The following is a 25145-nucleotide window of genomic DNA, read 5'->3' on the forward strand; positions in this document are numbered from 1 at the left end:
AAAAAACAGTAATAATGCTCGCTACAATAATTAGCAGCAAACCTACAATTAAAAATCAATATCTGTCAGCCATTTGATAGCATCTGTTGTGCTAGACAATGCACGCCCTTGAGTACTATTTTTCATCATTTGATCAATAACAATTTGTGCCTCACTATAAGTCGAACCACCTGAAGTTGCAAAAGTTGCGACTCGTTTACCAGCTAAATCTAGACTTTCCATTACTGTTTGGATAAGGTGTGGCGGACGTCCCCACCAAATCGGATAACGCAGACCAATCATCTGTGAATGTGTTGGACAGACCTAATACCATAACCATCCGAACCATCATAAAGGAAATGTTCACAAAGGAATTCTCCCCATAGCGGTTCGTATACCGTCTGAATCATCCAAGTGTTACCAGCACGATGAGACAAGCTATAAAGGACATAAAACTCGTATAACTAATCATCCTATGATGCAAATGATGGATTAGCTCCATCATTTTAGAAATAGCATAAACAAAAGACTAAGTCATAGAAAAGCTCAATAAACTCTACTTTTTTGCTTGTATGATAACTCCTTAAAAATAATATTCATAAAGAAAGAGAATGGATTGTTCTTATAAACTAGTCATCATTTTCTTACTTTTTACCATAATTTTCAAGAGCAAGTGTAGCAAGTTTTTATTCGAGGTATAGTGTTTATAAACAGAAAAAGGCTTCAGCTAACATACGCTTTTCTAAGCTTATAAAAATTCTAGCAGAAATTAACTTCTGCTAGAATTTTTTATTTCACAACAATATTAACCAATTTGTTAGGTACGACAATGACTTTGATGACTTGCTTGCCAGCAATTTCTACTTGAATTTTTTCGTTGGCAAGAGCAAGTTTTTCAAGTTCCTCACGGCTTGAGTCTTTTGGTACAACAAGTTTCGCACGAACTTTACCTTTGATTTGAACAACGATTTCTACATCGTTTTCAACCAACTTGGCTTCGTCCCATGTTGGCCAAAGAACATATGAAATTGATTCACCAGATTGTGTCAATGTTTGCCACAATTCTTCTGAAAGGTGTGGCGCAAATGGTGCTAACAATTGTATAAAACCTTTAGCGTAATCAGCAAAAAGTTTGTCTTCTTTGTTTGCAGCATTAATGAAAACCATTAATTGAGCGATAGCTGTATTGAATTTCATGGCTTCAAGTTGTTCTGTAACGGATTTGACAGTTTCATTATAAACTTTATCCAAATTACCATTATTTTCAGCCACAATTTCTTTTGTTGTCAACAAACGATAAACACGATCGAGGAATTTACGTGAGCCTTCAAGTCCTTCTTCAGACCAAGCAATAGATGCATCCAGCGGCCCCATAAACATTTCGTAAACGCGAAGAGTATCTGCACCATACTGCTCCACTACATCATCTGGATTAACAACATTCTTCAAAGATTTAGACATCTTAGCTGGAGCTTGTTCCAATTCTTCACCTGTTTCGATATTGAAGAAAGAACCATCACGTTTTTCAACTTTATCTGTCGCTACAAGGGCGCCACGGTGATCGCGGTAGCTTGTTCCCAAAATCATCCCTTGATTAAAGAGTTTTTGAAAGGGTTCTTTAGTTGGAACGACACCTAAATCATAAAGGAATTTATGCCAGAAACGAGCGTAAAGAAGGTGAAGCACAGCGTGTTCTGCACCACCAATGTAAATATCAACTGGTAACCATGCCTTAAGCAGTTCTTCATCAGCTAATTTTTCCGTATTGTGTGGGTCAATGTAGCGCAGATAATACCAGCTTGAACCTGCCCATTGCGGCATGGTGTTAGTTTCGCGACGGCCTTTGACACCATCTTCACGCGTAACTTCCAGCCAGTCTGTCAAGTTAGCAAGTGGACTTTCACCTGTTCCTGAAGGTTTGATGTCTTTTGTTACTGGCAATACAAGTGGTAGTTGATCTTCTGGAACAGCTGTTGTTGTGCCATCTTCCCAATGAATGATTGGGATTGGTTCCCCCCAATAACGTTGACGTGAGAAAAGCCAGTCACGCAAACGGTAAGTGACTTTCTTGTTGCCAACGCTTTCTGCTTCAAGCCATTCAACCATTTTATCAATAGCTTGCGCTTTATCAAGACCATCTAGGAAGCCAGAGTTGATGTGAAGACCGTCTTCTGTATAGGCTGCTTCCTCAACATTTCCACCTTCGAGAACTGGAATGATATCCAAATCGAATTGTTTTGCAAATTCCCAGTCGCGATCATCATGCGCAGGAACTGCCATAATAGCTCCTGTCCCATAGCTAGCAAGCACATAATCGGCAATCCAGATTGGAATTTCCTTACCATTAACCGGGTTAATAGCATAGCTACCAGTCCAGACACCTGTTTTTTCTTTGGCAAGATCTGTACGAGCGAGGTCAGATTTAAGGCTAGCCGCACGTTTATAATCGGCAACGGCTTGAGCTTGCTCAGGACTTGTAATAGCATCAACAAGAGCATGTTCTGGTGCTAGAACAGCATAGGTAGCACCGAAGAGTGTATCTGGACGAGTTGTAAAAACGGTGAAGTCTTTATCAGTATCTTTTATTTTGAACGTTACATTTGCACCAGTTGATTTACCAATCCAGTTCCGCTGCATATCTTTGATAGATTCTGGCCAATCAAGGTCATCTAGATCTTCCAAGAGGCGTTCAGCATAAGCTGTGATTTTAAGCATCCATTGACGCATTGGTTTACGAACAACTGGATAACCACCACGTTCAGATGTTCCGTCAGGCAGCACTTCTTCGTTGGCGATAGCTGTCCCTAATTCTTCAACCCAGTTTACTGGCACTTCAGCTTCGTATGCCAAACCTTTTTCATACAATTTTGTAAAAATCCACTGTGTCCACTTATAGTAGTTAGGGTCAGTTGTATTGACTTCACGATCCCAGTCATATGAGAAACCAAGGCTATTGATTTGACGTTTGAAGTTGGCAATATTTTCTGCCGTAAACTCAGCAGGGTCATTTCCCGTATCCATTGCGTATTGTTCAGCTGGAAGACCGAAAGCATCCCACCCCATTGGGTGAAGAACGTTATAACCTTGAGCACGTTTGAAACGGCTAAGAATATCAGTTGCAGTATAGCCTTCTGGGTGTCCTACGTGAAGACCAACACCAGATGGGTAGGGGAACATATCCAACGCATAAAAGTTTGGTTTTGCACTATCCGTTCCTGTTTTGAACGTCTGATTATCAGCCCAATAGGTCTGCCATTTTCTTTCAATTGATTTGTGATTATAAAAAGTCATTGATTCACTCCAATTTTGTGATGTTATTATTATACCATTTTTAAGCGATTTTAAAAGGCATAATTAGAGAAAAGCGTGCTTTGACTAACTGAATTTATTATGTGACTAATCTCAATTAACTTTTGCTGGAGATTTTACTTTAAATTTTTTAAACTTCCCCCTTGATATGGATTTTGTCTTTGTAACTTAATTCATAAAAAATACCCCAAAAGTTAGATTTTTTATCTAACTTTTGGGGTACAGGTCAATTTTCATTTGAGAACTTTTTATATTCTTCTGCTACTAACAAACGTTGAAATTACCAAATAATCACGCGATCTTCTGGTTTGCGCCACATGCCGTCGCCTTCTTTAACATCAAAAGTTGTAAAGAAATCATCAAAGTTTGGCAATTGAACATTCGTCCGAAGTTTTCCGGGAGCATGCACATCTACACTTGCTAGCATTTGCATATATTCTGGACGAGCTTTCATGCGCCAGATACGAGCAAAGTTGGTGAAAAATTCTTCCGCAGAGAAGTCAGCTTCTTTCTTAGCTGCTTCCAGCGCTGCCGCAATCCCACCGAGGTCTGCAATATTTTCTGAAACAGTCAGCTTTCCATTGACTTTAGCTCCGTAAGAATCTTGTCCGTCAAATTGCTCAATCACCTTCTGAGTCCGAGCTGTGAAAGCTTCGTAGTCTTCTGGCTTCCACCAATTTTTAAGGCTACCATGCTCGTCAAAGGAAGCACCGTTTGAGTCAAAAGCATGAGAGATTTCATGCGCAATTACTGCACCGATTCCGCCATAGTTTGCTGATGAAGATTGATGCAAATCATAAAAAGGTGCTTGAAGAATAGCGGCTGGAAAAACAATCTGATTTTGTTGTGGATCATAGTAGGCATTTACCAGATGAGCTGGCATGTGCCATTCACTGCGATCCACTTCTTTGTTCCATTTACTCCAAGTGTGTGCAATGGCTACTTTCGCTAAATTTTGAGCATTTTCAATTAAACCGAGCTGTTCATCAATCACTTTTTTCGCATAAGTTTCTGGCAATTTCTCTGGATAACCAATATGTGGAGTGATAACATTGAGTTTGACAATGGCCTTGTCCCGTGTCTCCTTAGCAAGCCAATCAGCTGTTTCTAAGCGTGATTTATAGACATCAATCATCGTCTTGACCTTATGTTCCACATCTGCTTTGGCTTCTGGTGAGAATTTCTCTTCTGCATACCAAAGACCGAGGGCTTGGTTATAAGGTGCTTGTGCTAGTTGATAAGCTGCTTTTTCTTTTGGACGAGCTTCTGGAACGCCTGAAATAGCACGCACATAGGTGCCTGAAAGGACGCGAATTTCTTCTGTTAGCAAGGAAGTCCATGCTCCAGTAGAGAATAATTTCAGTGCTGCATGCAAATATTCCCAATTTTCTTCTGAATAATATTCCGCTGCAAACTCTTTCCAAAAACGCTCTTGAGGAACAATCACCTTGTCTGGGCTTTGTCCCAAAATCTCTGTAAAAATTACATCAAGTGGCAATTCTGGAGCGAGCTTCGTGAAATCTGCCCAATCATAAGGGTGATATAACTTCACATATTCTGAAGTTTCTTCATTGGAAAGGACATACTTAGCTAATTTAGCATCTAATTCCAGATATTTATCCAAAATATCTTTTGTTTCTTCTGCTGAAAAGCCAAATTTAGGTAATAATTCTTCCTGCATCTTGCGCCAGATTGTCAGCAATTCCTTGCCTTTTTCATTTCCTTCTTCATAATAGGTCGTATCTGGTAAAATGATTCCAGGTGCATCGGCCCAGAGAACATTCATTTTAGCATTCATAAAGTCTGGCGCGACGTCAAAAGTAAAAGCATTCGGCTTTCCAGCCATTTCATACTCAGCAATCTTCGCTGCAAACTCCTTGAAAGAACTTAAAGCTTTATATTCTTCCACAAGCGGCATTGCAGGGGTAACTCCTGCTTGTTCCCGTCCGTCAAAATCTGCCACCAAACGGTGGTATTTCACAAAATTTTGCAAAATTGGATCTTCTGGAACATCTTGACCTGCTAACCATTTATCAGTTGTTGCTAGCATCAATTTTTCAATATCTTGATCCAAATCCATAAATCCACCTGTCACAGGCTTGTCCTCAGGAATCACAGCAGTTTTTTCCCATTCACCATTGACATAATTAAAAAAGTCATCTTGTAAACGTGTCATCTTGTTCTCGCTTTCATTGTTTTATCTTAATCCTATCAAAAAAGTTCTGAATAATCAAACTTTTATCAAAAGAGATTTTTATGCCAAATCTTGCTTCTGATTTTTCTTAAAAATTCTAAAAATTAACTTGACTTAATTTTTGTTTTAATGTATATTAACTGTAGGGGTGTATAAAATGATACGTATCGAAAATTTAAGTGTTTCTTATCAAGAAACACTTGCTCTCAATCAGATTTCTTTGGAAATCCAAGGCCCAACTATCATGGGAGTTATTGGTCCCAACGGAGCTGGTAAATCAACCCTTTTAAAAGGAATGTTGGGTATCATTGATCATGTTGGACAAACTTACCTTGATGATAAAGAATTCTCAAAAGTACTTAGCCATGTAGCTTATGTGGAACAAAAAATTCACATTGACTACAACTTCCCTATCAAAGTGAAAGAATGTGTGTCTCTTGGACTGTATCCAAAAGTGAAACTCTTCCACAGACTAACAAGCAAAGACTGGGACAAGGTGACAAATGCGTTACGCATTGTCGGCTTAGAGGATTATGCTGAACGCCAAATCAGCCAATTGTCAGGAGGGCAATTTCAACGGGTCTTGATTGCGCGCTGTCTAGTACAAGAAGCTGACTGTATCTTTCTGGATGAACCATTCGTTGGAATTGATTCAATCAGTGAAGAAATCATCATGACAACGCTACGCAGTCTAAAAGAACAAGGAAAAACGATTCTCATTGTTCACCATGACTTAGGAAAAGTCCCACATTACTTTGATCAAGTTTTAATTTTGAATAAAGAACTCATTGCCATTGGAGAAACTTCATCAACTTTCACAGAAGAAAACTTGAAAAAAGCCTATGGCTCTCAGCTTTTTGTGAATGGAGGTCTCTAATATGTTTTCAGAATTTATTGATGGACTACAAAATTTCCATTTTCTACAAAATGCACTGATTACGGCCATTGTCATCGGGATTGTTGCTGGAGCAGTTGGTTGCTTCATTATCCTAAGAGGCATGTCCTTGATGGGCGATGCCATTTCACACGCAGTCTTGCCAGGAGTTGCACTCTCCTTTATTTTAGGAATCAACTTCTTTATCGGAGCCATTGTTTTTGGACTTTTAGCTTCGGTCATTATTACTTATATTAAAGGAAATTCAATTATCAAAAGTGATACTGCCATTGGAATAACTTTTAGTTCCTTTTTAGCTCTTGGAGTCATTTTGATTGGAGTTGCTAATAGTTCAACCGACCTTTTCCATATTCTTTTTGGAAATATCTTAGCTGTGCAAGACATTGATATGTGGATTACAATTGGTGTAGGAATCGCTGTTCTAATTATTATTGGACTATTCTTCAAAGAATTATTGATTACATCTTTCGATCCACTTCTGGCAAAAGCGATGGGGATGCCAGTCAACTTTTATCATTATCTCTTAATGATTCTCTTGACGCTGGTTGCAGTTACAGCTATGCAAAGCGTGGGAACAATTTTGATTGTTGCTATGCTGATTACACCTGCTGCTACTGCTTATCTTTACGCTAACAGTCTTAAAACGATGATTATCTTGTCTTCTAGCTTGGGGGCAATTGCATCTGTCTTAGGACTTTTCATTGGCTATACCTTTAATGTTGCGGCTGGCTCAAGCATTGTACTGACATCCGCCATTATCTTTGCCATTAGTTTCTTTATCGCTCCAAAACAACGATTTAACAAACTAAAAAATAAACCCAAGCTAAAATAAAATTAGTATTTCATTTATTAAAGGAGAACCTTATATGAAAAAATTAGGTTTTATCGCCGTTCTGTTTTTAGCCATCGTCGGGCTTGCTGCCTGCGCTGGTCAAAAAGGAACTTCTACCAACAAATCTTCAAAATTGAATGTTGTTGCTACCAACTCGATCATCGCTGATATTACCAAAAATATCGCTGGTGATAAAATCAATCTGCACAGTATCGTTCCTGTCGGAAAAGATCCACATGAATACGAACCATTACCAGAAGATGTGAAAAAAACATCAAAAGCTGATTTGATTTTCTACAATGGTATCAACTTGGAAACCGGCGGAAATGCTTGGTTTACAAAATTGGTCAAAAATGCGAAAAAGACTGAGAACAAAGATTACTATGCTGTAAGTAACGGAGTGGACGTTATCTATCTGGAAGGTCAAAATGAAAAAGGGAAAGAAGATCCTCATGCTTGGCTCAATCTTGAAAACGGAATTATTTATGCTAAAAACATTGCAAAACGTTTGATTGAAAAAGATCCTAAAAACAAAGAAACTTATGAAAAGAATCTGAAAGCTTATACTGCAAAACTTGAAACATTGGACAAGGAAGCAAAAGCAAAATTCAATAATATTCCTGCTGAAAAGAAAATGATTGTTACCAGCGAAGGTTGCTTCAAGTACTTCTCTAAAGCTTATGGTGTCCCATCTGCTTATATTTGGGAAATCAACACTGAAGAAGAAGGAACTCCAGATCAAATCAAAACATTGGTTGAAAAACTTCGTAAAACAAAAGTGCCATCACTCTTTGTTGAAAGTAGTGTTGATGACCGTCCAATGAAGACTGTTTCAAAAGATACAAAAATTCCAATTTATGCCAAGATTTTCACTGATTCAATCGCTGAAAAAGGTGAAAAAGGTGATAGTTACTACGACATGATGAAATGGAATTTGGATAAAATTGCTGAAGGTCTTAGCAAATAAGAAATGGAAAAAGGAGCCGGAATTGATTGCCAGTTCCTTTTTACTTGAATTTTCCTTAAATAGCCAATACTTCATTCTACTAAGCAAATGGCTAACGGCTGTATTCTTCAGGTATTTTTGGTATACTTAATACGATAAGGAGTAAACAACATGACCCCAAACAAAGAAGATTACCTCAAATGTATTTACGAGATTGGTACGCATAGTCAAAAAATTACAAATAAAGAAATTGCTGCTCAAATGCAAGTATCTCCTCCAGCTGTCACAGAAATGATTAAAAAGATGATTGCTGAAAAATTAATTATCAAAGACAAGATTAAGGGCTATTTATTAACCAATCTTGGTCTTCACCTTGTCTCTGAACTATATCGCAAACATCGTTTAATTGAATACTTTCTAGTGCATAATTTACAATACACTACAACAGATCAAATCCATGAAGAAGCAGAAGTCTTAGAACACACTGTTTCAGAATTATTTGTCGAGCGATTGGAAAAAATGTTGGATTACCCAGAAACTTGTCCTCATGGCGGGACCATTCCCCAAAAAGGTGAATTACTGGTTGAAAAATACCAGTTAACGTTAAACCAAGTCCAAAATGCTGGAGTCTATCGCTTAGCAAGAGTTCATGATGAGTTTGAATTATTAAAATATTTGGAAAAACACGATTTACATCTGGGAGATACGCTGATTCTGGAGCAATACGATCCTTATGCTCAACTATATTTGCTCAAAGTAAATGAAAAAGAGCTGCAAATCAATTCAACGATTGCCCAACAACTTTATGTGGAAACGCTCTAAAAGGAAGAGGGACTGTCAAAGCTTCTAACATCAGTGCATTAGAGGTCACTCAACTACTTCGTATTGAGTTTTATTCTAGAAAGTAACCGAGTCTGGAACAAAAGTGTTCCAGACTCGGTTTTATTTATCATTTTCTCAACGATTCTTCGTATCTAACACAATCGTCACCGGTCCGTCATTGATTAACTCAACCTGCATATCAGCCGCGAAAACACCTGTTTTAACAGGTATTTCTCGACCTAGCAATTCGTTAAAATCATCATACAATTGACTAGCCAAGTCTGGTTGAGCAGCGCCTGTAAAAGCTGGACGATTCCCTTTTTTTGTATCTGCGTAAAGGGTAAATTGAGAAATAGAGAGAATTTCTCCTTTCACATCTTTGACAGATAAATTCATTTTATCTTCTTTATCTGAAAAAATCCGCATATTGGCAATTTTTCTTGCTGCATATTCTACATCTTCTTGAGCATCATCTGGTGCTACACCGACTAGTAACAGCAGTCCTTGCTGAATCTGATTGTAAAGTTCGGTATCAATTGATACCGAAGCTCGCTTCACACGCTGAATCACTATTTTCATTTTGAACTTCCTATTTTTATATTGAGAAAAAATCACAAGAGATTGCTTGAGTAGAATCTTTCTGCTCTGCTGTTCTCACTTAGCCATTTGTCCGTTTAACCGAATAGACTTCCGGCACACTCTTAATCTTATCAACTACTGTTGTCAGCATAGATAGATTAGCAATTCCGAAAGAAACATGGATATTGGCAAATTTCATATCTTTGGTTGGCTGTGCATTGACGGTGGAAATATTTTTGGTTGTGTTGGACAAGACTTGCAAGACATCATTCAAAAGGCCAGTGCGATTGAGACCATATATATCAATGTGAGCAGTGTATTCCTTAACAGAACTATTGTCTTCCCATTCGACATCAATCAAGCGCTGCTCATAATTTTCCTGCGCTCGTAGATTCATACAGTCCTTACGATGAATGGCAACCCCGCGCCCCTTTGTAATGTACCCGACAATCTCATCACCAGGAACTGGATTACAACATTTGGCAATCCGTATCAAAAGCCCTGACGCACCTTGGATAATGACGCCGCCCTCATGTTTGACCTTGAGGGTGTCCTTGTTTTCAACCTTGACTTCACCGCCCTTAACAAGCTCTTCTGCTTCAGCTCTTGCTTTAGCACGCTCTTCTTCACGGCGTTCTCTTTCTGTCAAACGATTAAAAATCGAAACAGCACTAACTTCACCAAAACCAATCGCCGCAAAAAGAGTTTCTTCTGTTTTGTAGCTCGTTTTTTGCAGGACTTCTTCCATGTGTCTTTTGTCCATATATTTGTTAGCCACATAGCCATTTTCTTGAAATTGTGCTTGCAGAAGTTCTCGACCTTTAGAAATGGATAATTCCTTATCTTGATTTTTGAAAAATTGACGAATTTTATTGCGTGCCTTGCTAGTCTTAACAAGGTTAATCCAGTCACGACTCGGTCCAAAGGAATTGGAACTGGTAATAATCTCAACTTGGTCCCCAGTTTTTAACTTCGTAGTCAAGGGCACCATGCGACCATTTACCTTTGCACCAACCGCTTTTTCACCCACTTTTGTATGGATTTCATAGGCAAAATCAATCGGTCCTGAGTCTTTTGGCAGCGAACGAACAGCACCATCCGGCGTGAAGACATAGATTTCTTCAGCAAGGTAATTTTCCTTGACGGAATCCACAAAATCCTGTGCATCATTGGACTGGTCTTGGAGTTCCATCATCTCCTTAATCCAATTCATCCCAATCGCCGATTCTTTGCTATCAACCTGCCCTTTAATACCTTTTTTATAGGCCCAGTGTGCAGCAACCCCGTATTCTGCCACTTCGTGCATTTCTTTGGTCCGAATTTGAAACTCAATCGGTCCCTTAGGCCCATAGACGGTCGTATGGATTGACTGGTAACCATTTGCCTTGCGATTAGCAATATAATCTTTAAAACGTCCGGGCATTGGTCGCCAGAGTTCATGAATGTAGCCCAACATAGCATATACATCACTTTGCGTATCTAAAATGCAACGAATAGCGATCAAGTCATAAATCTCATCAAAACGCTTTTTCTTGTCCTGCATTTTCCGATAAATGGAGTAAATATGTTTAGGACGACCATAGATTTGCCCATGAAGATTGCGCTCAGAAGCATAGGTTTCAATCTTGTGAACCACTTCGTCAACTAAATCCTCACGTTCCCGACGTTTTTCCTTCATCAGGTGGGAAATCTTATAAAACTCTGTCGGATTCAAATATCGAAAAGCCAAATCTTCTAGTTCCCATTTGACGCTCGAAATCCCCAAACGATGAGCTAATGGAGCATAAATTTCCATGGTTTCGCGTGAGATGCGTTCCTGTTTGTCTTTGCGCAGGTGCTTAAGTGTTCTCATATTGTGCAAACGGTCTGCTAGTTTTACCAAAATGACACGGATATCCTTGGACATCGCCATTAGCATTTTGCGGTGGTTTTCAGCCAACTGTTCCTCGTGAGACATATACTTGACTTTACCAAGTTTGGTCACACCATCGACAATCACGCGCACATCATGTCCAAATTCGCCTTCCAAATCGTCCAAAGTTGCAGCTGTGTCTTCTACAACATCATGTAAAAAACCGCAAGCGACACTGACCGCATCCAACTTTAGCTTAGCTAAAATCCCTGCCACTTGAATCGGATGGATGATATATGGCTCACCTGATTGGCGAAATTGCCCCCGATGCCGATCTACCGCATAAAAAAGAGCTTTTTGAATCAAGGTGACGTCTTCTGATGATAAATATTTTCTAGTAAGAGCGACCACTTGATCGCCCGTCAAATTCACTTCTTTTGGCATTTTCTCTCTCCAGTTCTTCCTACCATTTTATCATTTTTAGACCGATATGAAAACAAGGAAATACAGAAGAAAGCAATAGAATCATAAGAAATACCTAAAAGCTGCAGATTCAATACCATTTCCCCAATACTAGGAAAAAGAACATGGCACCATTTCAGGTAAAAAGCCCGCCTTTAAATAGGCGGATTGTGATGGAAGAAGTGATGTTTTTCAGTATGCAACATATCTCCGATAAATTCAACATAAGCATAAATGAGATAACAAGCTGAAACAACACCTAACATAGCAATCAACAACTCAAATAAGGTAGATAAAGACATGATGAACCTCCTCCCCTTATCAAGAAAAAGCGGTTTTCGCCATCTAGCTAGCAAATTTGTTCCTGTACTTCCATCCTTTCTAGCTAAGCTAGATATTTCACTTATATTATACCAAAGTTAGGAGTTAAGAACAATAAAGATCAGCCCTATTAATGAAACTTTCCGACTACATCAACTCTGTCAGTACACTGACTGCACTGAGTGCGTAAAGTGGAGCTGTCTCTGTCCGCAAGATACGTGGACCCAGCCCTGCAAGTATAGCTCCCATCTCTTCCAATGTGGCAATTTCTGCTGGAGACAGGCCACCTTCTGGACCAAAAATAAATAAAATCCGACTTCCTTTTTTGAGTTCTGTCACAGCCTTGACCAAAGCAGCAGACTCTCCCTCTTTAGCAGATTCCTCATAAGCTACAATAACACGGTCAAACTGGCTCAAACAATCTAAAAAATCAATTTTCTTCTCGAAAAGTCGAACTTCTGGTACCCAATTGCGTTTGCTCTGCTCTGCTGCTCCCAAAACAATCGTCTCTAGTTTGTCTGCTTTTTTAGCAAGTTTCTTACCGTCCCACTTGGCAACAGACCAGTCGGCCGGAAAGGCCCAGATAGCAGCTGCACCCAGTTCCGTCGTTTTCTGAGCTACCCATTCCAGCTTGTCTCCTTTGGGAAAGCCAGAAGCAATCGTCACATGAATCGGCAGCTCCGCGTTGTCTGGTAAATCTTCTACCAGATTCAGCACATGGCGCTCTCTATCTGCAACTCTTGCTAGGCGTTTAATACCATCCTCAAAAACCAGCACTACCTCATCATCTTCTACCAAACGCATAACAGAAAACATATGCTTCACTGTATCCTTGTCCCTCACAGTCAGTGGGGATTGGACGACTCCCTTGATAAAATACTGCTGCATTTAGCCTCCTATCACGCCGGAAATATCCTGTGTTTTCTTAAAGACACAGGCATTCCATTCGCCCTGAATCATATGCGTTTCCAGGAAAAATCCTGCTGCTTCTGCTGACTCGCGCACCATTTCCCATTTCTCAGAAATAATTCCACTCATAATCAGATAGCCCTCATCCTTGACCAGACGATAAGCATCCTCTATCAGATGGATGAGAATATCGGCCAAAATATTGGCAACGATAACATCTGCCTCGATTTCTACGCCTCGGAGAAGATCACCCGGCGCCACATGAATATTTTCCATACCTGGATTGAGCTCAATATTCTCCTGCGCCACACGTACAGCTATTTCGTCTAAATCATACGCATAAATCTTTTTTGCACCCAAGAGTGAGCTTGCTATAGAAAGGACTCCACTACCTGTCCCTACATCCAGCACCGTCTCACCACCTCGTAGTACTTGTTCTAAGGCAAAGAGACTCATCTTGGTCGTTGGATGAGTCCCTGTGCCAAAGGCCATGCCAGGATCTAGCTTGATAATCTTCTCACCAGCTGTCGCCTCATACTCCGTCCATGATGGCACAATAGTCAAATCATGGGTAATCCGAGCTGGTTCAAAATATTTTTTCCAATTATCCACCCAATCTTGCTCTGCCAATTCTTGCTGAGTCAAACAGACCTGACCCGTTTCTAAGCCAAACTCTGTCAGCTCTTTCAGCCGGGCGTGGACCTGGGCCTTGACCACCTCCATATCTACCGTATCAGGATAGTAGCCAGTGATTCGGACCTGTCTCTCTTGCTTAACCTCTGGGAAAATCTCCCCATAGATACCCACCTGACCCAAATAGTCTGCACTGTCATCAATAACCACGCCCTGACAGCCTGACTCAATCAAAATATTGGCTGTCGCTTCCTCGGATTCCCTATCTACCTCAATCGTTAACTCCTGCCATGTATCCATTGCTCACTCCTTCTTTCACTCAATTGTTTTGGTCATATAAACCATATCCATATCCTCTTTTTCCGGCTTGATATGGGTTTTCCGGTAGCCATTTTTCTCATAAAAGGCCACCATACCCTCATCCTGCAAGACAGTGCACAAATCCCATTGTTTGGCAGCTGAGAACTGTTCCTCTACAAGTTTCAAACCTGCTGAACCAATTCCCCGGCCTTGATAATCGGGCAGAATCGCCGCTGTTCCCAGCCAACACTCTGTCTGCTCATCGTTGGTCTGGATACGGATAAACCCACACACTTCCTCATCATCCTTGACAAAATAATAAAAGCTATTAGGACGTTCTGCCAACTTCCACTGGATGCGCTCCCGTTCTTCCAGATAAGGATCATACTCATCCTGATATTTGTCATAAACTGCCTTAAAAGCAGCCCGCTGAATACTGACAATGGTTTCTAAATCTGTAGCTTCTGCTTGTTCTATATAAATCATCTTTGAACCTCCTCCAAATAATCTCTCAATCTACTTTTCAACTGTGGAATGACGTCTTCGTCTGCTAATAATTCTTCTATATTTACCAATTTGTAGCCCTGTCCTTCATTACCAAAGACAATCTGATCAATCTCCTTCTGGCTAATCACTCCCACTATAAACACAGAGGTCTTAGCCGGATTGACAATGCCTTGGTAGGCTTTGATCCAAAGAATTGAGCTTTCCTTAATCGTAATGCCTAATTCCTCAAAGACTTCTCTTTTAATGCACTCAAAAGGCGTCTCGTCCTTTTCTCTCCCACCGCCGGGAAAATCCCACATATTCGGGTAAGGAATAGTCGAAATATCGTCTCTTAAAATGGTTAAAATTGTATCACCATGCAGCAAAGCAATTTTACAGCCTGATAAATCAAACGTTTGATGCAAAACAGTCATATCGCTCATTCTTACTTTCCTCCGCACAATTAGTCGTCTTCTTGGGACACCCTTGTGTTTTAGTACCTCGGATATGGATAAAATTCCGTCTCCGTCAGCCCTGCTCTGCCTTTTTCAAAAGCTTCATTATTCCAGACGATTTCAAATTCCTCTGCCGCTGGATCTGCCAGAAAATCCATGAGAGCATCTAATCCCTCTTCTGCTGTCTGCTTCAAAAAATCCACAAAGTAGGTCAAGAATTCACGAGACAAACCTTTTTTGGGCTCGTAAGGGACAATTGTTAGATAATCCTCTGTTTCAAGGTGAGACTTAGTAGGATTATAAAAGAGAACGCTTTCTTCAAAGAAAATGTCTTCTGTGCTACTTTCTCCATCCACATCTAACAGTTCGATGCCATTTGCATTTTGTACTTCTAATAGAAAGGACACTTCTACGGCATGATTCTTCTTATCCCAGTTTATCTCATAGTCAAATGGAAAGCATTGCCCCATTTCTTCATTTAATATATCCAAAAATCCATATTTAACCATAGCCAGCCTCTCTCCAATCCTTTAAAATGTGTTAAAATAGATACAACTATAGTAACATAAATCAGAACAGTTGAAAAGAATACCAGTAAGGAGGAAAACGTATGCCAGACAATTTAGCGATTCGCATGCGGCCTAAAAATATCAATCAGGTCATCGGTCAGAAACATCTGGTCGGTGAAGGAAAAATCATTCGTCGCATGGTGGAGGCCAATCGCCTGTCTTCCATGATTCTCTATGGTCCGCCAGGGATTGGCAAGACTTCAATTGCTTCGGCTATTGCTGGAACTACCAAATTTGCTTTTCGGACCTTTAATGCTACTGTTGATAGTAAGAAGCGTCTGCAAGAGATTGCGGAAGAAGCCAAATTCTCTGGTGGTTTGGTGCTGCTGTTAGACGAGATTCACCGCTTGGACAAGACCAAACAAGACTTCCTCCTCCCTCTGTTAGAAAACGGTCTAATCATCATGATTGGTGCCACAACAGAAAATCCTTTTTTCTCCGTCACTCCCGCTATTCGCAGCCGGGTACAGATTTTCGAGCTGGAGCCTCTGACAAATGACGATATTAAACAAGCTATTCAAACAGCCTTGGCAGACACCGAACGAGGTTTTGATTTTCCTGTCCAATTAGATGATGACGCACTGGACTTCATTGCCACTTCCACGAATGGAGATCTGCGCTCAGCCTTTAATTCTCTAGATTTAGCAGTCCTCTCTACCTCAGCGGATAATTCAGGCGTTCGCCATATCACTCTGGATATTATGGAAAACAGCCTACAAAAGAGCTACATCACTATGGACAAGGACGGGGATGGTCACTATGACGTCCTGTCCGCCTTACAGAAGTCTATTCGGGGGTCTGATGTCAATGCCAGTCTCCATTATGCAGCTCGCTTGATTGAAGCTGGAGACCTTCCCAGCCTCGCACGACGCCTGACGGTCATTGCTTATGAAGACATTGGTTTGGCAAATCCCGATGCTCAGATTCATACAGTGACCGCACTTGAAGCCGCTCAAAAAATTGGGTTCCCAGAAGCTCGCATCCTCATTGCCAACATTGTCATTGACCTAGCACTTTCTCCTAAGTCCAACTCGGCCTACGTAGCCATAGACAAAGCACTCTCTAACTTGCGCCAGAACGGAAATCTTGCTATCCCTCGCCATCTACGAGACGGTCACTACGCTGGTAGTAAGGAGCTGGGAAATGCCCAAGATTACAAATATCCACATAACTATCCTGGTAACTGGGTACAGCAAAACTATCTTCCTGAAAAAATAAAAAATGCCGATTATTTCACTCCGAACGAAAATGGAAAGTACGAACGAGCCCTTGGAATGACTAAAAATAAGATTGATCAACTCAAAAACCACTAAAAAATCGTGGTATCGTTTGCAAAAAATCAATTTTTTCTCTTGAATTTTTCAAAAATTGTGGTATCATAATTATAGAAACGCTGTGGTGTACGACTTCACACTTAAGTGTTGACCGACTATTTTTTGTATTATTAGGGAAACAAAAGACTTCTAACAGCTTGCAGGCCGTTTCACGCGGAAGCAGCTTCAGTTTGAGCGAGTTGCCCACCTGCTTAATTGCGCGGGTTCAATACAAATCGTGAAAGTTCGGCACCAATACAGCTTTTTCTGTTGCCTCCTTAGCTCAGTTGGTAGAGCAGTGGACTCTTAATCCATGGGTCACAGGTTCGAGCCCTGTAGGGGGCATCTAACTTCAAAAGTAAAAGCCTTGATTTACAAGGCTTTTTTGTTTGTCTAAAGAGCATTTGCTCCATCATTTGCCCCACATTTTTTTGAACTTCCTGTCCAGACATCTCTAATCCGATTACACTCTTCAAAAAATTTTAAAAAATTTAAAACAAAAGTCTTGCTTTTATTTTTATTTGTGTTATACTTGTTCTTGTATCAGATACAAGTAATTTTTTTAAAGGTGCTAACTATGTCAAAAGATTTCGATAAACGATTTTCACTTTCTATCTTACTATGGATGCGTAAAGATAAGCCACGTCAAGAGGGTATGGATTACTGGAGCGGAGGGCATGCACAGATTATTGCCTCTTCTCCTGGGCTACTAGAGTATCGCCAACAACACTTGAGCGAAAAAGAACACAGTTTCTGGCCAAGAACAGACGGCCTAGAAACAGTAATACCAGAAGATCGCCGTATTGATGGTATTGCCGAAGTAACCTATGAAAAACTCTTGGCTCCACTTGGAGGCCGCCAACAAACGGCTCTTGCCTTTGAAGATGAGGTAAACGTCTTCCGTCGCACATTGATGCACATGGGATTTCCATACACTTCTCGCTGGTATCACACAGAGAGCCAAACAGAAACATCCTTTAGAGATGTCCTCTATATTCGAAGAAAAGAGGATGTAAACAGCTCTAGTTTTAAAAACTATGTGAATGAGAGCTTGGCAAGTCAACTAGCTAAAGTTGCTGGTGTAACTGAGGTGCGTTCTCAAGTTTATCTTCCATGGAACAAAGCAACTTGGAATACTCCAAACGTTGCTCACGACAATCCTAAAGAAGATCACTTACATGCCTCAATTATCATCGGATTTGCGGATCAAGAAGCACGTCAGGATTTTTATAATAACCTAGCACCTCGGATGAACGTGGAATTAGTAAATTATGCTTCTGCCCTACATGCCTATCAAATTGATAAGACTCTGGCTTTCGTCCAAGACGGAAAACGCCAATAAAGGCAAAAAACCTTGGTAAGTTTTAAAAAAATACAAAAATCTTGCCAAGGATTTAGATTTATGATAAATTGGTTTTTGTATCAGATACAGGTTGACTAAAGGAGTTCATATGGATACAAAATTTTCAGTTGCTTTGCACATATTAACAATGATTAGCGAGAGTAAGAAAACCCTAAGCTCTCAAGCATTAGCGACTAGTGTTGGAACAAATGCTAGTTACATTCGTAAAGTGATTGCCTTATTGAAAAATGCAGGTTTGATTCGTTCTCAGCAAGGAAAAACAGGCTATCAACTCAGTAAATCTCCAAAGGAAATGACGTTACTAGAAATCTACTATGCTACTCAAGAAATCAAGCATATCAGTTTATTTCCTGTTCATCAAAATAGTAATCTCGATTGTCCCGTTGGAAAACATATCAAAGGAGCAGTCTCACCACTTTTCGCTAATGCCGAATCTCAATTAGAGAAGGAATTGGCAAATCAAACTTTAGAAGATGTCATTGACAATCTATATAAACAAGCTAAACAAGTCCGAAACTGATTTGCAGGCAAGTCAGTTTTTACTGGAAACAACATATACTTGTATTAGATACAGGTGCATAAAATCGAATTAAAAAAGAAAAGAGAAATCACATGAAAGTCGCACAACACACTACTTATAACAAAAACAATATCACACTGAACATCACAGAAGTCTCTAAACCAAGTATTACAGACAAACAAGTCTTGGTGAAAGTATCAGCAGCTGGGGTTAATCCTCTGGATAACATGATTTCTCGTGGTGAGGTCAAGATGATTGTTCCTTACAAGCTCCCTCAGACTGCAGGTAATGAAGTTGTTGGGATCATCGAAAGCATTGGCAAGAAGGTTGATAACCTTCAAGTAGGAGACCGTGTCTTTGGACGTCTACCGCTTGACCATATTGGCGCCTTTGCAGAATACGTAGCTGTCAATAGCCAAGCCTTAGCCAAGGTTCCAGACTATCTATCAGACGAGGAAGCGGCTGCTGTACCTCTGACTGCCTTGACCATCATGCAAGCCCTAGAACTCATGGGGGCTCAAGCTGGAAAAACAATCTTTATCTCAGGTGGCACTGGAGGTGTTGGTGGAATGGCTATTCCCATTGCCAAGGCCAAAGGCTTGAAAGTAATCACTAATGGTGCTGGAGATAGTGCCGAGCGTGTTTTGAAACTAGGAACAGATAGATTTATCGATTACAAAAAAGAGAATTATACAAAAACTGTCAGCGAGGTTGATTATGTTCTCGATACCCTCGGTGGTGCAGAAACAGAAAAACAAATGTCTATCATGAAAAAAGGTGGTCATCTTGTTTCTCTCCGTGCCATGCCAAATGGAGACTTTGCTAAACGCATGAATCTGCCAAAATGGAAACAAATTATTCTCGGCTTAGCAGGTCGTAAATTTGATAAAATGGCTGACAAATATGGCGTTCACTATCATTTCATCTTTGTAGAAAGTAATGGCGCTCAATTACAAGAAGTCACTGACCTCTTTAGCAAATTAGAAATCAAACCATCTATCGATACAGTTTATCCATTTGAAGAGGTGAATAGCGCATTAGATAAGGTCGCTAACGGTCGCTCTCGTGGTAAAACAGTTCTCAGCTTTAAGAAATAAAAAAAGAAAAAGGAAAATATTATGTCATATATTACAAAGAAAAACCAATACATCACTGTCCAAGGAAATCAAATTGCCTATCGTGAACTCAGTAAAGGCAAAGCAAAATTTCCCCTTCTTATGCTTGTCCATTTAGCTGCAACTCTCGATAATTGGGATCCAAAATTGATAGACTTGATTGCTGAGAAGCACCATGTAATTGTGGTCGATCTTCCTGGAGTAGGAGCAAGTCAAGGCAAAGTTGCTTCGACTATTCCTGGAATGGCTGAGCAGACCATTGCCTTTATCGAAGCGCTTGGTTACCATAAAATCAATCTCCTAGGTCTTTCCATGGGAGGTATGATCGCACAAGAAATCGTCAGAATCAAGCCTAATTTAGTTAATCGTTTAATCTTAGCTGGAACAGGATCTCGAGGTGGAAAAGAGGTTGACAAGGTAACAGGAAAAACCTTTAACTATATATTTAAAGCTGGACTCGAACGAATCGATCCTAAACGCTATATCTTCTATAATCATGATGAACAAGGGAAAATCGAAGCCTTGAAAGTTCTGGGACGAATGGGAATGCGAACCAAGGAATTTGCAGATAAAGACATGAAAGTGCCAGGATTCTTAACTCAACTTAGAGCTATTAAACGCTGGGGAAAAGCTCCTCAAGACGACCTTACATTCATCACTCAACCAACTCTAATTGTCAACGGGGATAAGGATATGCAGGTTCCAACTGAAAATTCTTATGACATGCATGAGAAAATAAAAGATAGTAAGCTCATCATCTATCCAAATGCAGGGCACGGTTCGATTTTCCAATATGCAGACGAATTTTCAAAAGAATTAAAAGCTTTCTTGGAGGACTAAGATGGTCAAAACGATTCTGATTACAGGTGCCACCGATGGTATTGGTAAGCATTTGGCAAAGAAACTAGCCAGTGAAGGCCATCATGTCATCCTCCATGGTCGAAATCCTCAAAAACTTGAATTGGCCACGCAAGAGGTTCGTGCAGTCTCCTTGAGAGCCAGAGTTTCTAGCTACCTTGCAGAGTTTTCAAAGCTAGAAGATGTCTACCAATTTGTGGAGGAAATCAAGCGAGACTTTCGAAGCATCGATGTCTTGTTTAATAATGCAGGACTGTATGCAGGGAAAGAACGAACAGCGAGTGCTGAAAACGTCGAACTAACCTTTATGTTATCTGTTCTGGTTCCCTATATTTTTACAACTGAGCTAAGTTCTCTATTAGAAGAATCGCCTGACGGTCGTGTCATCAATACCTCCTCCTATATGCATCATTTTGCCAAAGTCAAAGATTTGGATTTTGGGTTTGAGAAAAATTACAATCCTAGTTTAGCCTACAATAATTCCAAACTTTACACTATTTGGATGACACGCTATCTAGCAAGAGAGTTCTTTTTAAGAGGGGCAAACATCACCATCAATTCTTACCATCCTGGCTTGATTTCAACCAACTTGGGGAATGATTCCAGTGACAAACAAGCAAAAAAATCTCTATTTGGACGCCTGATGAAGTCATTTTCTAAAGATTTAGATGAGGGAATTGAAACAGGCTACTACCTTACATTATCAGAAGAAGTCACTGGTTTGACTGGCTACTATTTTGATGAGAAGAAAGTAAAATCTGTATCTGAAAAAGGATATAATTTTGAAAAAGCTCAAGATTTAATCACTTACTGCGAAAATAAAATTGAGATGTTTCAAAATAAGTCCAAAATACCTTAACATTATTATGACTCGATTGCTTAGCAAAGATAATATCAAAACTTATCTATTTTCTAATGCTAAAAAAATTTACCCCGCTTTTGCCCCATTTTGAAATAATCACATTTAAAATTACTTAAAGTATCTTCTGAAAATCACTTACATTTCAACATTTTTGATTAATTTCAATATGAAGATTTCTTACAAATGCATGTAGGGGGCATAATAAAATTTAAGTAGAAAGCCTATATGATAGGCTTTTTTGTTGTTCTCACTTATAATCTTCTAACCTTGTTATAGTTACAAAAAATAATAAAACAGCCTTTTTTGTTCCACAAAAAGCCATACTAAAATTCTCAAACTATCTATTTCCTTTCTTGACATCTCCCATCAAAAGAGTTAAAGTGCTTTCATTCTCAAACTATACTATATAGGGGATGTAGATATGAAATTTTCTAATTGTTTATTGCTATTTCTTGCAGGAACTGTTCTTGTTTTATTAGCACTTTTTCTATTTACAGATCCAGCAGCTAATCTTGTTGCTTACAGCTGGTGGATTGCATTTGGTTTATTGGTTGCTTCTATAGTGGCTATTTTAAGCTATTTCTCTGTGCCAAAAGAGCTTCGCTCACCTGTTTATCTTTTCCAAAGATTATCAACCTGCTCTTAGCTCTTTACCTCGTTGCCTATGGATTGTGACCTTACCTGTCATCATTCCAACCATTTTAGGAATTTAGTTAATTGTAGAAGCCATTATTGCTTTCTTTAAAGGTAATTGTCTAGGACTGATTTTCTCTGCTATTGGCAATCACATCATGTGGGTGGCACTACTTGTATTTCTGCTTAGATTAGTCATTTTGTTCAATCCAATAGCTACAAGCGTCTTTGTCATTTATGCCGTTGCTTTTGCATTTTTAATTGCTGGTTTTAGCTATATCGTTGATGCCTTTCGTAAATAATCTAGCTGCCATTTTGGGCATATTAAAATAGCTGGGAAGTTACATTCTCAGCTTTTTCATATCTTATTTGTCGCTTTTCGCATTCCATTCAGCATAGAATTGATCTAAGTATTCTTCCAAAAAGCGATGTCTACTTTCTGCCATTTTTTGAGCAGCAGCGGTATTCATCATGTCTTTTAATTTGAGTAATTTCTCATAGAAATGCATGATAGCTGAACTCTTCCCAGTACGATATTCTTCCAATGTCATGTTTTCTCTCGGCTGCAAATCTGGATCGTGAATCGGTCTCCCTATATGACCTGAATAAGCCATAGCTCGCGCTATTCCAATCGCTCCAATCGCATCCAATCGGTCGGCATCTTGAACAATTTTGCCCTCCAAAGTGCTGATATTCTTCTGTTGATGATCACCTTTAAATGACATTGTTGAAACAATCTCTAACACATGAGCTATTTCCGCCTCTGAAGCCTGATGATTCTGTAGCCATTGCTCAACCTTTTGCAAGCCCACTTCTTCACTCTCATTTAACTTCCCGTCAGCTATATCATGTAGCAAGGCAGCTAGCTCACAAATAAAAACATCTGCTCGTTCTTGTTTGGCAATTTCTACAGCAATATTTGTGACACGTACAATATGCCACCAATCATGTCCGCTTGTTTCGTCTTTCAGTTCAGCATAAGCAAAATCTCTAGCTTCTTGAAGAATTTTCGTTTGTCGATCAGCTATCATCTGTCTCTCTTTTTTATTGATGTATACAAAAATCTCGAAGCTATTTCGAAACTTTCTTGATTAGCCTCATTTTTCAAGCCCAATCGTTTTCATTTTTTGTTGAATTTGTTGGTAGACGTGATTCCAGTCATTTGGATTTGCAATATCTAAATCATCCGTTGCAATTCTCATTTTAGGACTGTAGTTGTAATCCTCATACCAATTTTGATAATGCTTATAAAGCAGTTGATAGTAGTCAGCTAGTCCATTTTCTTCATTTGGTTGCTCATAATTGCGACCGCGTTTTTTGATATTGTTCATAATATGGTCGAAACTACCATCTAAATAAATCAACAAATCTGGCGCTTTCTTAGGCAGACCTTGGATTTCTTCCATCATATTGTCCAAAAGTTCCAAGTAGATATCATACTCTTGCTCACTGATACTTCCCTTGAGTGTATTGATATAAGTAAACAAAGCGTCTTCATAAATAGAACGATCTAGAATATTATTGTCGTCATGATAAGCCGCTTTGATCATTTTAAAGCGTTTATTTAGAAAATAAATCTGCAAAGCAAAGCCATATTTATCTGGGTCTTCATAATATTTATCCAAAATAGGATTTTCTTCTACCGGTTCAAAAAATGGCTGCGTTCCTAATTCCTCGGCTAATCGATAAGTGTAAGTCGTCTTGCCTACCCCAATCATGCCCGCTAAAATAATCACTATCTTCCTGCACCTCCAAAATCTATCTAATATCAGGTCATCAACTTCAATAAAAACACCATATATTGTGCTAAAAAAAATAATAACACAATATATTGATGACGTCAAGATATAAAACTTCTAAATGTACAAACAAAAACAACCTTGTAAGAAGAAACACGATCAACTCTAGTACAAGTGTTATTTTTAGCATTCTCCATTTGTGACAGTAAATTTAATATGCGAATAATCTTTTTCTAAATCTTTCCCCTTCAAAAAAGCTACTGCATCTTTTTTTATCTGAATGAGGTCAATTCCTTGTGCCTGTGCTGCAAAAACACAACCACAATAGCATTGTCGATAAATGTCGTACTCTTCACACATTTCAACCGAGCGTTTATAACCCTGATTTTTCTTGAAATCACTAGGAAGATACTGCGTTGCATAAACTTTCTGTACTTCTATTCCAACACTATTGATCGTCTGCGAATTTTTATGAGGACTGATGGTCAGGGCGCTTCCAAAATAGTCAAATCCCAAATCAACAGCCACTTGTGCTGTCTTATCTAAGCGATAATCATAGCAAACTTTACAACGATCGCCACCTTCCGGCTCTTCTTCCAAGCCATGTACTGTCCGGAAAAATTCCTGTGGCTCATAGGGAGCTTCTAAGTATCGAACATGATTACCAGTATTTTCATTAAAATCATGAACAAACTTTTGTGCAACATAGGCACGGCGCTGATATTCTGCCTTAGGGTGAATATTTGAATTAGCAAAATAAACCGTCACATCCGCATACTGGGTCAAATACTCCAGAGTATAGGTCGAACAGGGTGCACAACAGGTATGCATCAAAATCATAGGACGCTTCTGATCTGATTCCCAAACTTTGACCATTTGCTGCATGACACGATCATAGTTTATTTTTTGGTTGGGATTCATTTTATTCAGAATTTCTTCAACATCAATCATCGTTTTCTCCTTAGAAATGTATCACTATTTTACCACAGAAAAGGAGCGGAGACAAATAGACAAAAGAGAATAACTTTTTCAAACAGCATTAATTTATCAAGCAAGAAAAATAAAGTTCTGGTTCTTTTGGCTCTCTTTGTATTGATCGTACATATACCCCAGCTAAAAACTTTAAAAAAAGTGAGTTTGGATTTATCAAATCCAAACTCACTTCGCTTTTTATATCCTTCAAAAGCACGTTTGCGCTT

24 protein-coding genes, 1 tRNA gene and 1 pseudogene are annotated in these 25145 nt (G+C 39.4%); 12 read left to right on the top strand and 14 right to left on the bottom strand.

From position 1 onward, the window contains the following. Positions 1–48: 48 nt before the first annotated feature. From HMPREF2963_RS01735 to HMPREF2963_RS01745, 3 genes are all read right to left on the bottom strand, one after another. On the bottom strand, positions 49–282 hold the full coding sequence (locus HMPREF2963_RS01735; RefSeq protein WP_070668264.1) for a flavodoxin: 234 nt from the start codon (positions 280–282) through the stop codon (positions 49–51). 486 nt (positions 283–768) lie between these two features. Then, on the bottom strand, positions 769–3270 hold the full coding sequence (gene leuS / locus HMPREF2963_RS01740; protein ID WP_070668267.1) for a leucine--tRNA ligase: 2502 nt from the start codon (positions 3268–3270) through the stop codon (positions 769–771). 298 nt (positions 3271–3568) lie between these two features. Further along, positions 3569–5464 carry a M13 family metallopeptidase gene (locus HMPREF2963_RS01745; protein ID WP_070668270.1) on the bottom strand — a complete coding sequence of 632 codons (1896 nt, stop codon included), beginning with the start codon at positions 5462–5464 and terminating at the stop codon, positions 3569–3571. A gap of 175 nt (positions 5465–5639) precedes the next feature. On the opposite strand from HMPREF2963_RS01745, the gene HMPREF2963_RS01750 reads away from it, so the two are divergent. The 4 genes from HMPREF2963_RS01750 to HMPREF2963_RS01765 all read left to right on the top strand — a co-directional run bounded on the left by HMPREF2963_RS01750 (position 5640) and on the right by HMPREF2963_RS01765 (position 8977). Beyond that, a complete protein-coding gene (locus HMPREF2963_RS01750) occupies positions 5640–6359 on the top strand; it encodes a metal ABC transporter ATP-binding protein (protein WP_003070701.1) in 720 nt (239 codons plus the stop codon). A gap of 1 nt (position 6360) precedes the next feature. Then, positions 6361–7209, top strand: coding sequence for a metal ABC transporter permease (locus HMPREF2963_RS01755; protein ID WP_003037625.1), 849 nt, complete (start codon positions 6361–6363; stop codon positions 7207–7209). A 34-nt stretch (positions 7210–7243) separates the two neighbouring features. Further along, positions 7244–8176 (top strand): metal ABC transporter substrate-binding protein, encoded by a 933-nt coding sequence (locus tag HMPREF2963_RS01760; protein WP_003070702.1) that lies wholly within the window; start codon positions 7244–7246, stop codon positions 8174–8176. A gap of 150 nt (positions 8177–8326) precedes the next feature. Next, positions 8327–8977, top strand: coding sequence for a metal-dependent transcriptional regulator (locus tag HMPREF2963_RS01765; RefSeq protein ID WP_003070703.1), 651 nt, complete (start codon positions 8327–8329; stop codon positions 8975–8977). A gap of 135 nt (positions 8978–9112) precedes the next feature. Here HMPREF2963_RS01765 and dtd read toward each other — a convergent pair whose 3' ends face one another. The 8 genes from dtd to HMPREF2963_RS01800 form a co-directional block, all read right to left on the bottom strand. After that, entirely contained in the window at positions 9113–9556 is a 444-nt protein-coding gene (dtd, locus tag HMPREF2963_RS01770) for a D-aminoacyl-tRNA deacylase (protein WP_070668273.1), read from the bottom strand. A gap of 79 nt (positions 9557–9635) precedes the next feature. Next, positions 9636–11852 carry a RelA/SpoT family protein gene (locus HMPREF2963_RS01775; RefSeq protein ID WP_039677638.1) on the bottom strand — a complete coding sequence of 739 codons (2217 nt, stop codon included), beginning with the start codon at positions 11850–11852 and terminating at the stop codon, positions 9636–9638. Between the two features lie 173 nt (positions 11853–12025). Next, positions 12026–12172 carry a hypothetical protein gene (locus HMPREF2963_RS09360; RefSeq protein WP_003070706.1) on the bottom strand — a complete coding sequence of 49 codons (147 nt, stop codon included), beginning with the start codon at positions 12170–12172 and terminating at the stop codon, positions 12026–12028. Positions 12173–12338: 166 nt separating this feature from the next. After that, positions 12339–13079, bottom strand: coding sequence for a 16S rRNA (uracil(1498)-N(3))-methyltransferase (locus HMPREF2963_RS01780; protein WP_070668276.1), 741 nt, complete (start codon positions 13077–13079; stop codon positions 12339–12341). Further along, a complete protein-coding gene (gene prmA / locus HMPREF2963_RS01785; protein ID WP_070668279.1) occupies positions 13080–14033 on the bottom strand; it encodes a 50S ribosomal protein L11 methyltransferase in 954 nt (317 codons plus the stop codon). A gap of 15 nt (positions 14034–14048) precedes the next feature. After that, positions 14049–14519 carry a GNAT family N-acetyltransferase gene (locus HMPREF2963_RS01790; protein ID WP_003070709.1) on the bottom strand — a complete coding sequence of 157 codons (471 nt, stop codon included), beginning with the start codon at positions 14517–14519 and terminating at the stop codon, positions 14049–14051. Then, positions 14516–14962 (bottom strand): NUDIX hydrolase, encoded by a 447-nt coding sequence (locus HMPREF2963_RS01795; protein ID WP_070668282.1) that lies wholly within the window; start codon positions 14960–14962, stop codon positions 14516–14518. Before HMPREF2963_RS01795 ends, HMPREF2963_RS01790 begins: the two co-directional genes overlap by 4 nt. 50 nt (positions 14963–15012) lie before the next feature. Then, on the bottom strand, positions 15013–15483 hold the full coding sequence (locus HMPREF2963_RS01800; protein WP_070668285.1) for a DUF3013 family protein: 471 nt from the start codon (positions 15481–15483) through the stop codon (positions 15013–15015). Between the two features lie 101 nt (positions 15484–15584). On the opposite strand from HMPREF2963_RS01800, the gene HMPREF2963_RS01805 reads away from it, so the two are divergent. The 8 genes and pseudogenes from HMPREF2963_RS01805 to HMPREF2963_RS08975 all read left to right on the top strand — a co-directional run bounded on the left by HMPREF2963_RS01805 (position 15585) and on the right by HMPREF2963_RS08975 (position 22509). Next, positions 15585–16856 (top strand): replication-associated recombination protein A, encoded by a 1272-nt coding sequence (locus HMPREF2963_RS01805; protein ID WP_070668288.1) that lies wholly within the window; start codon positions 15585–15587, stop codon positions 16854–16856. 272 nt (positions 16857–17128) lie between these two features. Next, positions 17129–17201: transfer RNA gene (locus tag HMPREF2963_RS01810), tRNA-Lys, on the top strand. A gap of 232 nt (positions 17202–17433) precedes the next feature. Then, complete coding sequence (locus HMPREF2963_RS01815) at positions 17434–18198, top strand: hypothetical protein (protein ID WP_148132051.1); 765 nt, start codon at positions 17434–17436, stop codon at positions 18196–18198. Positions 18199–18307: 109 nt separating this feature from the next. Further along, positions 18308–18739, top strand: a complete 432-nt coding sequence (locus tag HMPREF2963_RS01820) for an Rrf2 family transcriptional regulator (RefSeq protein ID WP_070668291.1) — start codon at positions 18308–18310, stop codon at positions 18737–18739. A gap of 92 nt (positions 18740–18831) precedes the next feature. After that, complete coding sequence (locus tag HMPREF2963_RS01825) at positions 18832–19836, top strand: NADP-dependent oxidoreductase (protein WP_070668294.1); 1005 nt, start codon at positions 18832–18834, stop codon at positions 19834–19836. Between the two features lie 21 nt (positions 19837–19857). Next, complete coding sequence (locus HMPREF2963_RS01830) at positions 19858–20694, top strand: alpha/beta fold hydrolase (RefSeq protein WP_070668297.1); 837 nt, start codon at positions 19858–19860, stop codon at positions 20692–20694. A 1-nt stretch (position 20695) separates the two neighbouring features. Continuing rightward, entirely contained in the window at positions 20696–21571 is an 876-nt protein-coding gene (locus HMPREF2963_RS01835; RefSeq protein WP_070668300.1) for an SDR family NAD(P)-dependent oxidoreductase, read from the top strand. 424 nt (positions 21572–21995) lie between these two features. Continuing rightward, a pseudogene (locus tag HMPREF2963_RS08975) lies at positions 21996–22509 on the top strand (DUF308 domain-containing protein). Between the two features lie 63 nt (positions 22510–22572). Here the strand turns inward: HMPREF2963_RS08975 and HMPREF2963_RS01845 are convergent. The 3 genes from HMPREF2963_RS01845 to HMPREF2963_RS01855 form a co-directional block, all read right to left on the bottom strand. Next, a complete protein-coding gene (locus HMPREF2963_RS01845; RefSeq protein ID WP_037598111.1) occupies positions 22573–23238 on the bottom strand; it encodes an HD domain-containing protein in 666 nt (221 codons plus the stop codon). A gap of 66 nt (positions 23239–23304) precedes the next feature. After that, entirely contained in the window at positions 23305–23943 is a 639-nt protein-coding gene (locus tag HMPREF2963_RS01850) for a deoxynucleoside kinase (protein ID WP_003070721.1), read from the bottom strand. Between the two features lie 186 nt (positions 23944–24129). Next, positions 24130–24897: an epoxyqueuosine reductase QueH gene (locus HMPREF2963_RS01855; protein WP_070668303.1), complete on the bottom strand. Its 768-nt coding sequence runs from the start codon at positions 24895–24897 to the stop codon at positions 24130–24132. Positions 24898–25145 lie beyond the last annotated feature (248 nt).

The sequence above is a fragment of the Streptococcus sp. HMSC067A03 genome (assembly GCF_001814295.1).
Taxonomy (GTDB): domain Bacteria; phylum Bacillota; class Bacilli; order Lactobacillales; family Streptococcaceae; genus Streptococcus; species Streptococcus constellatus.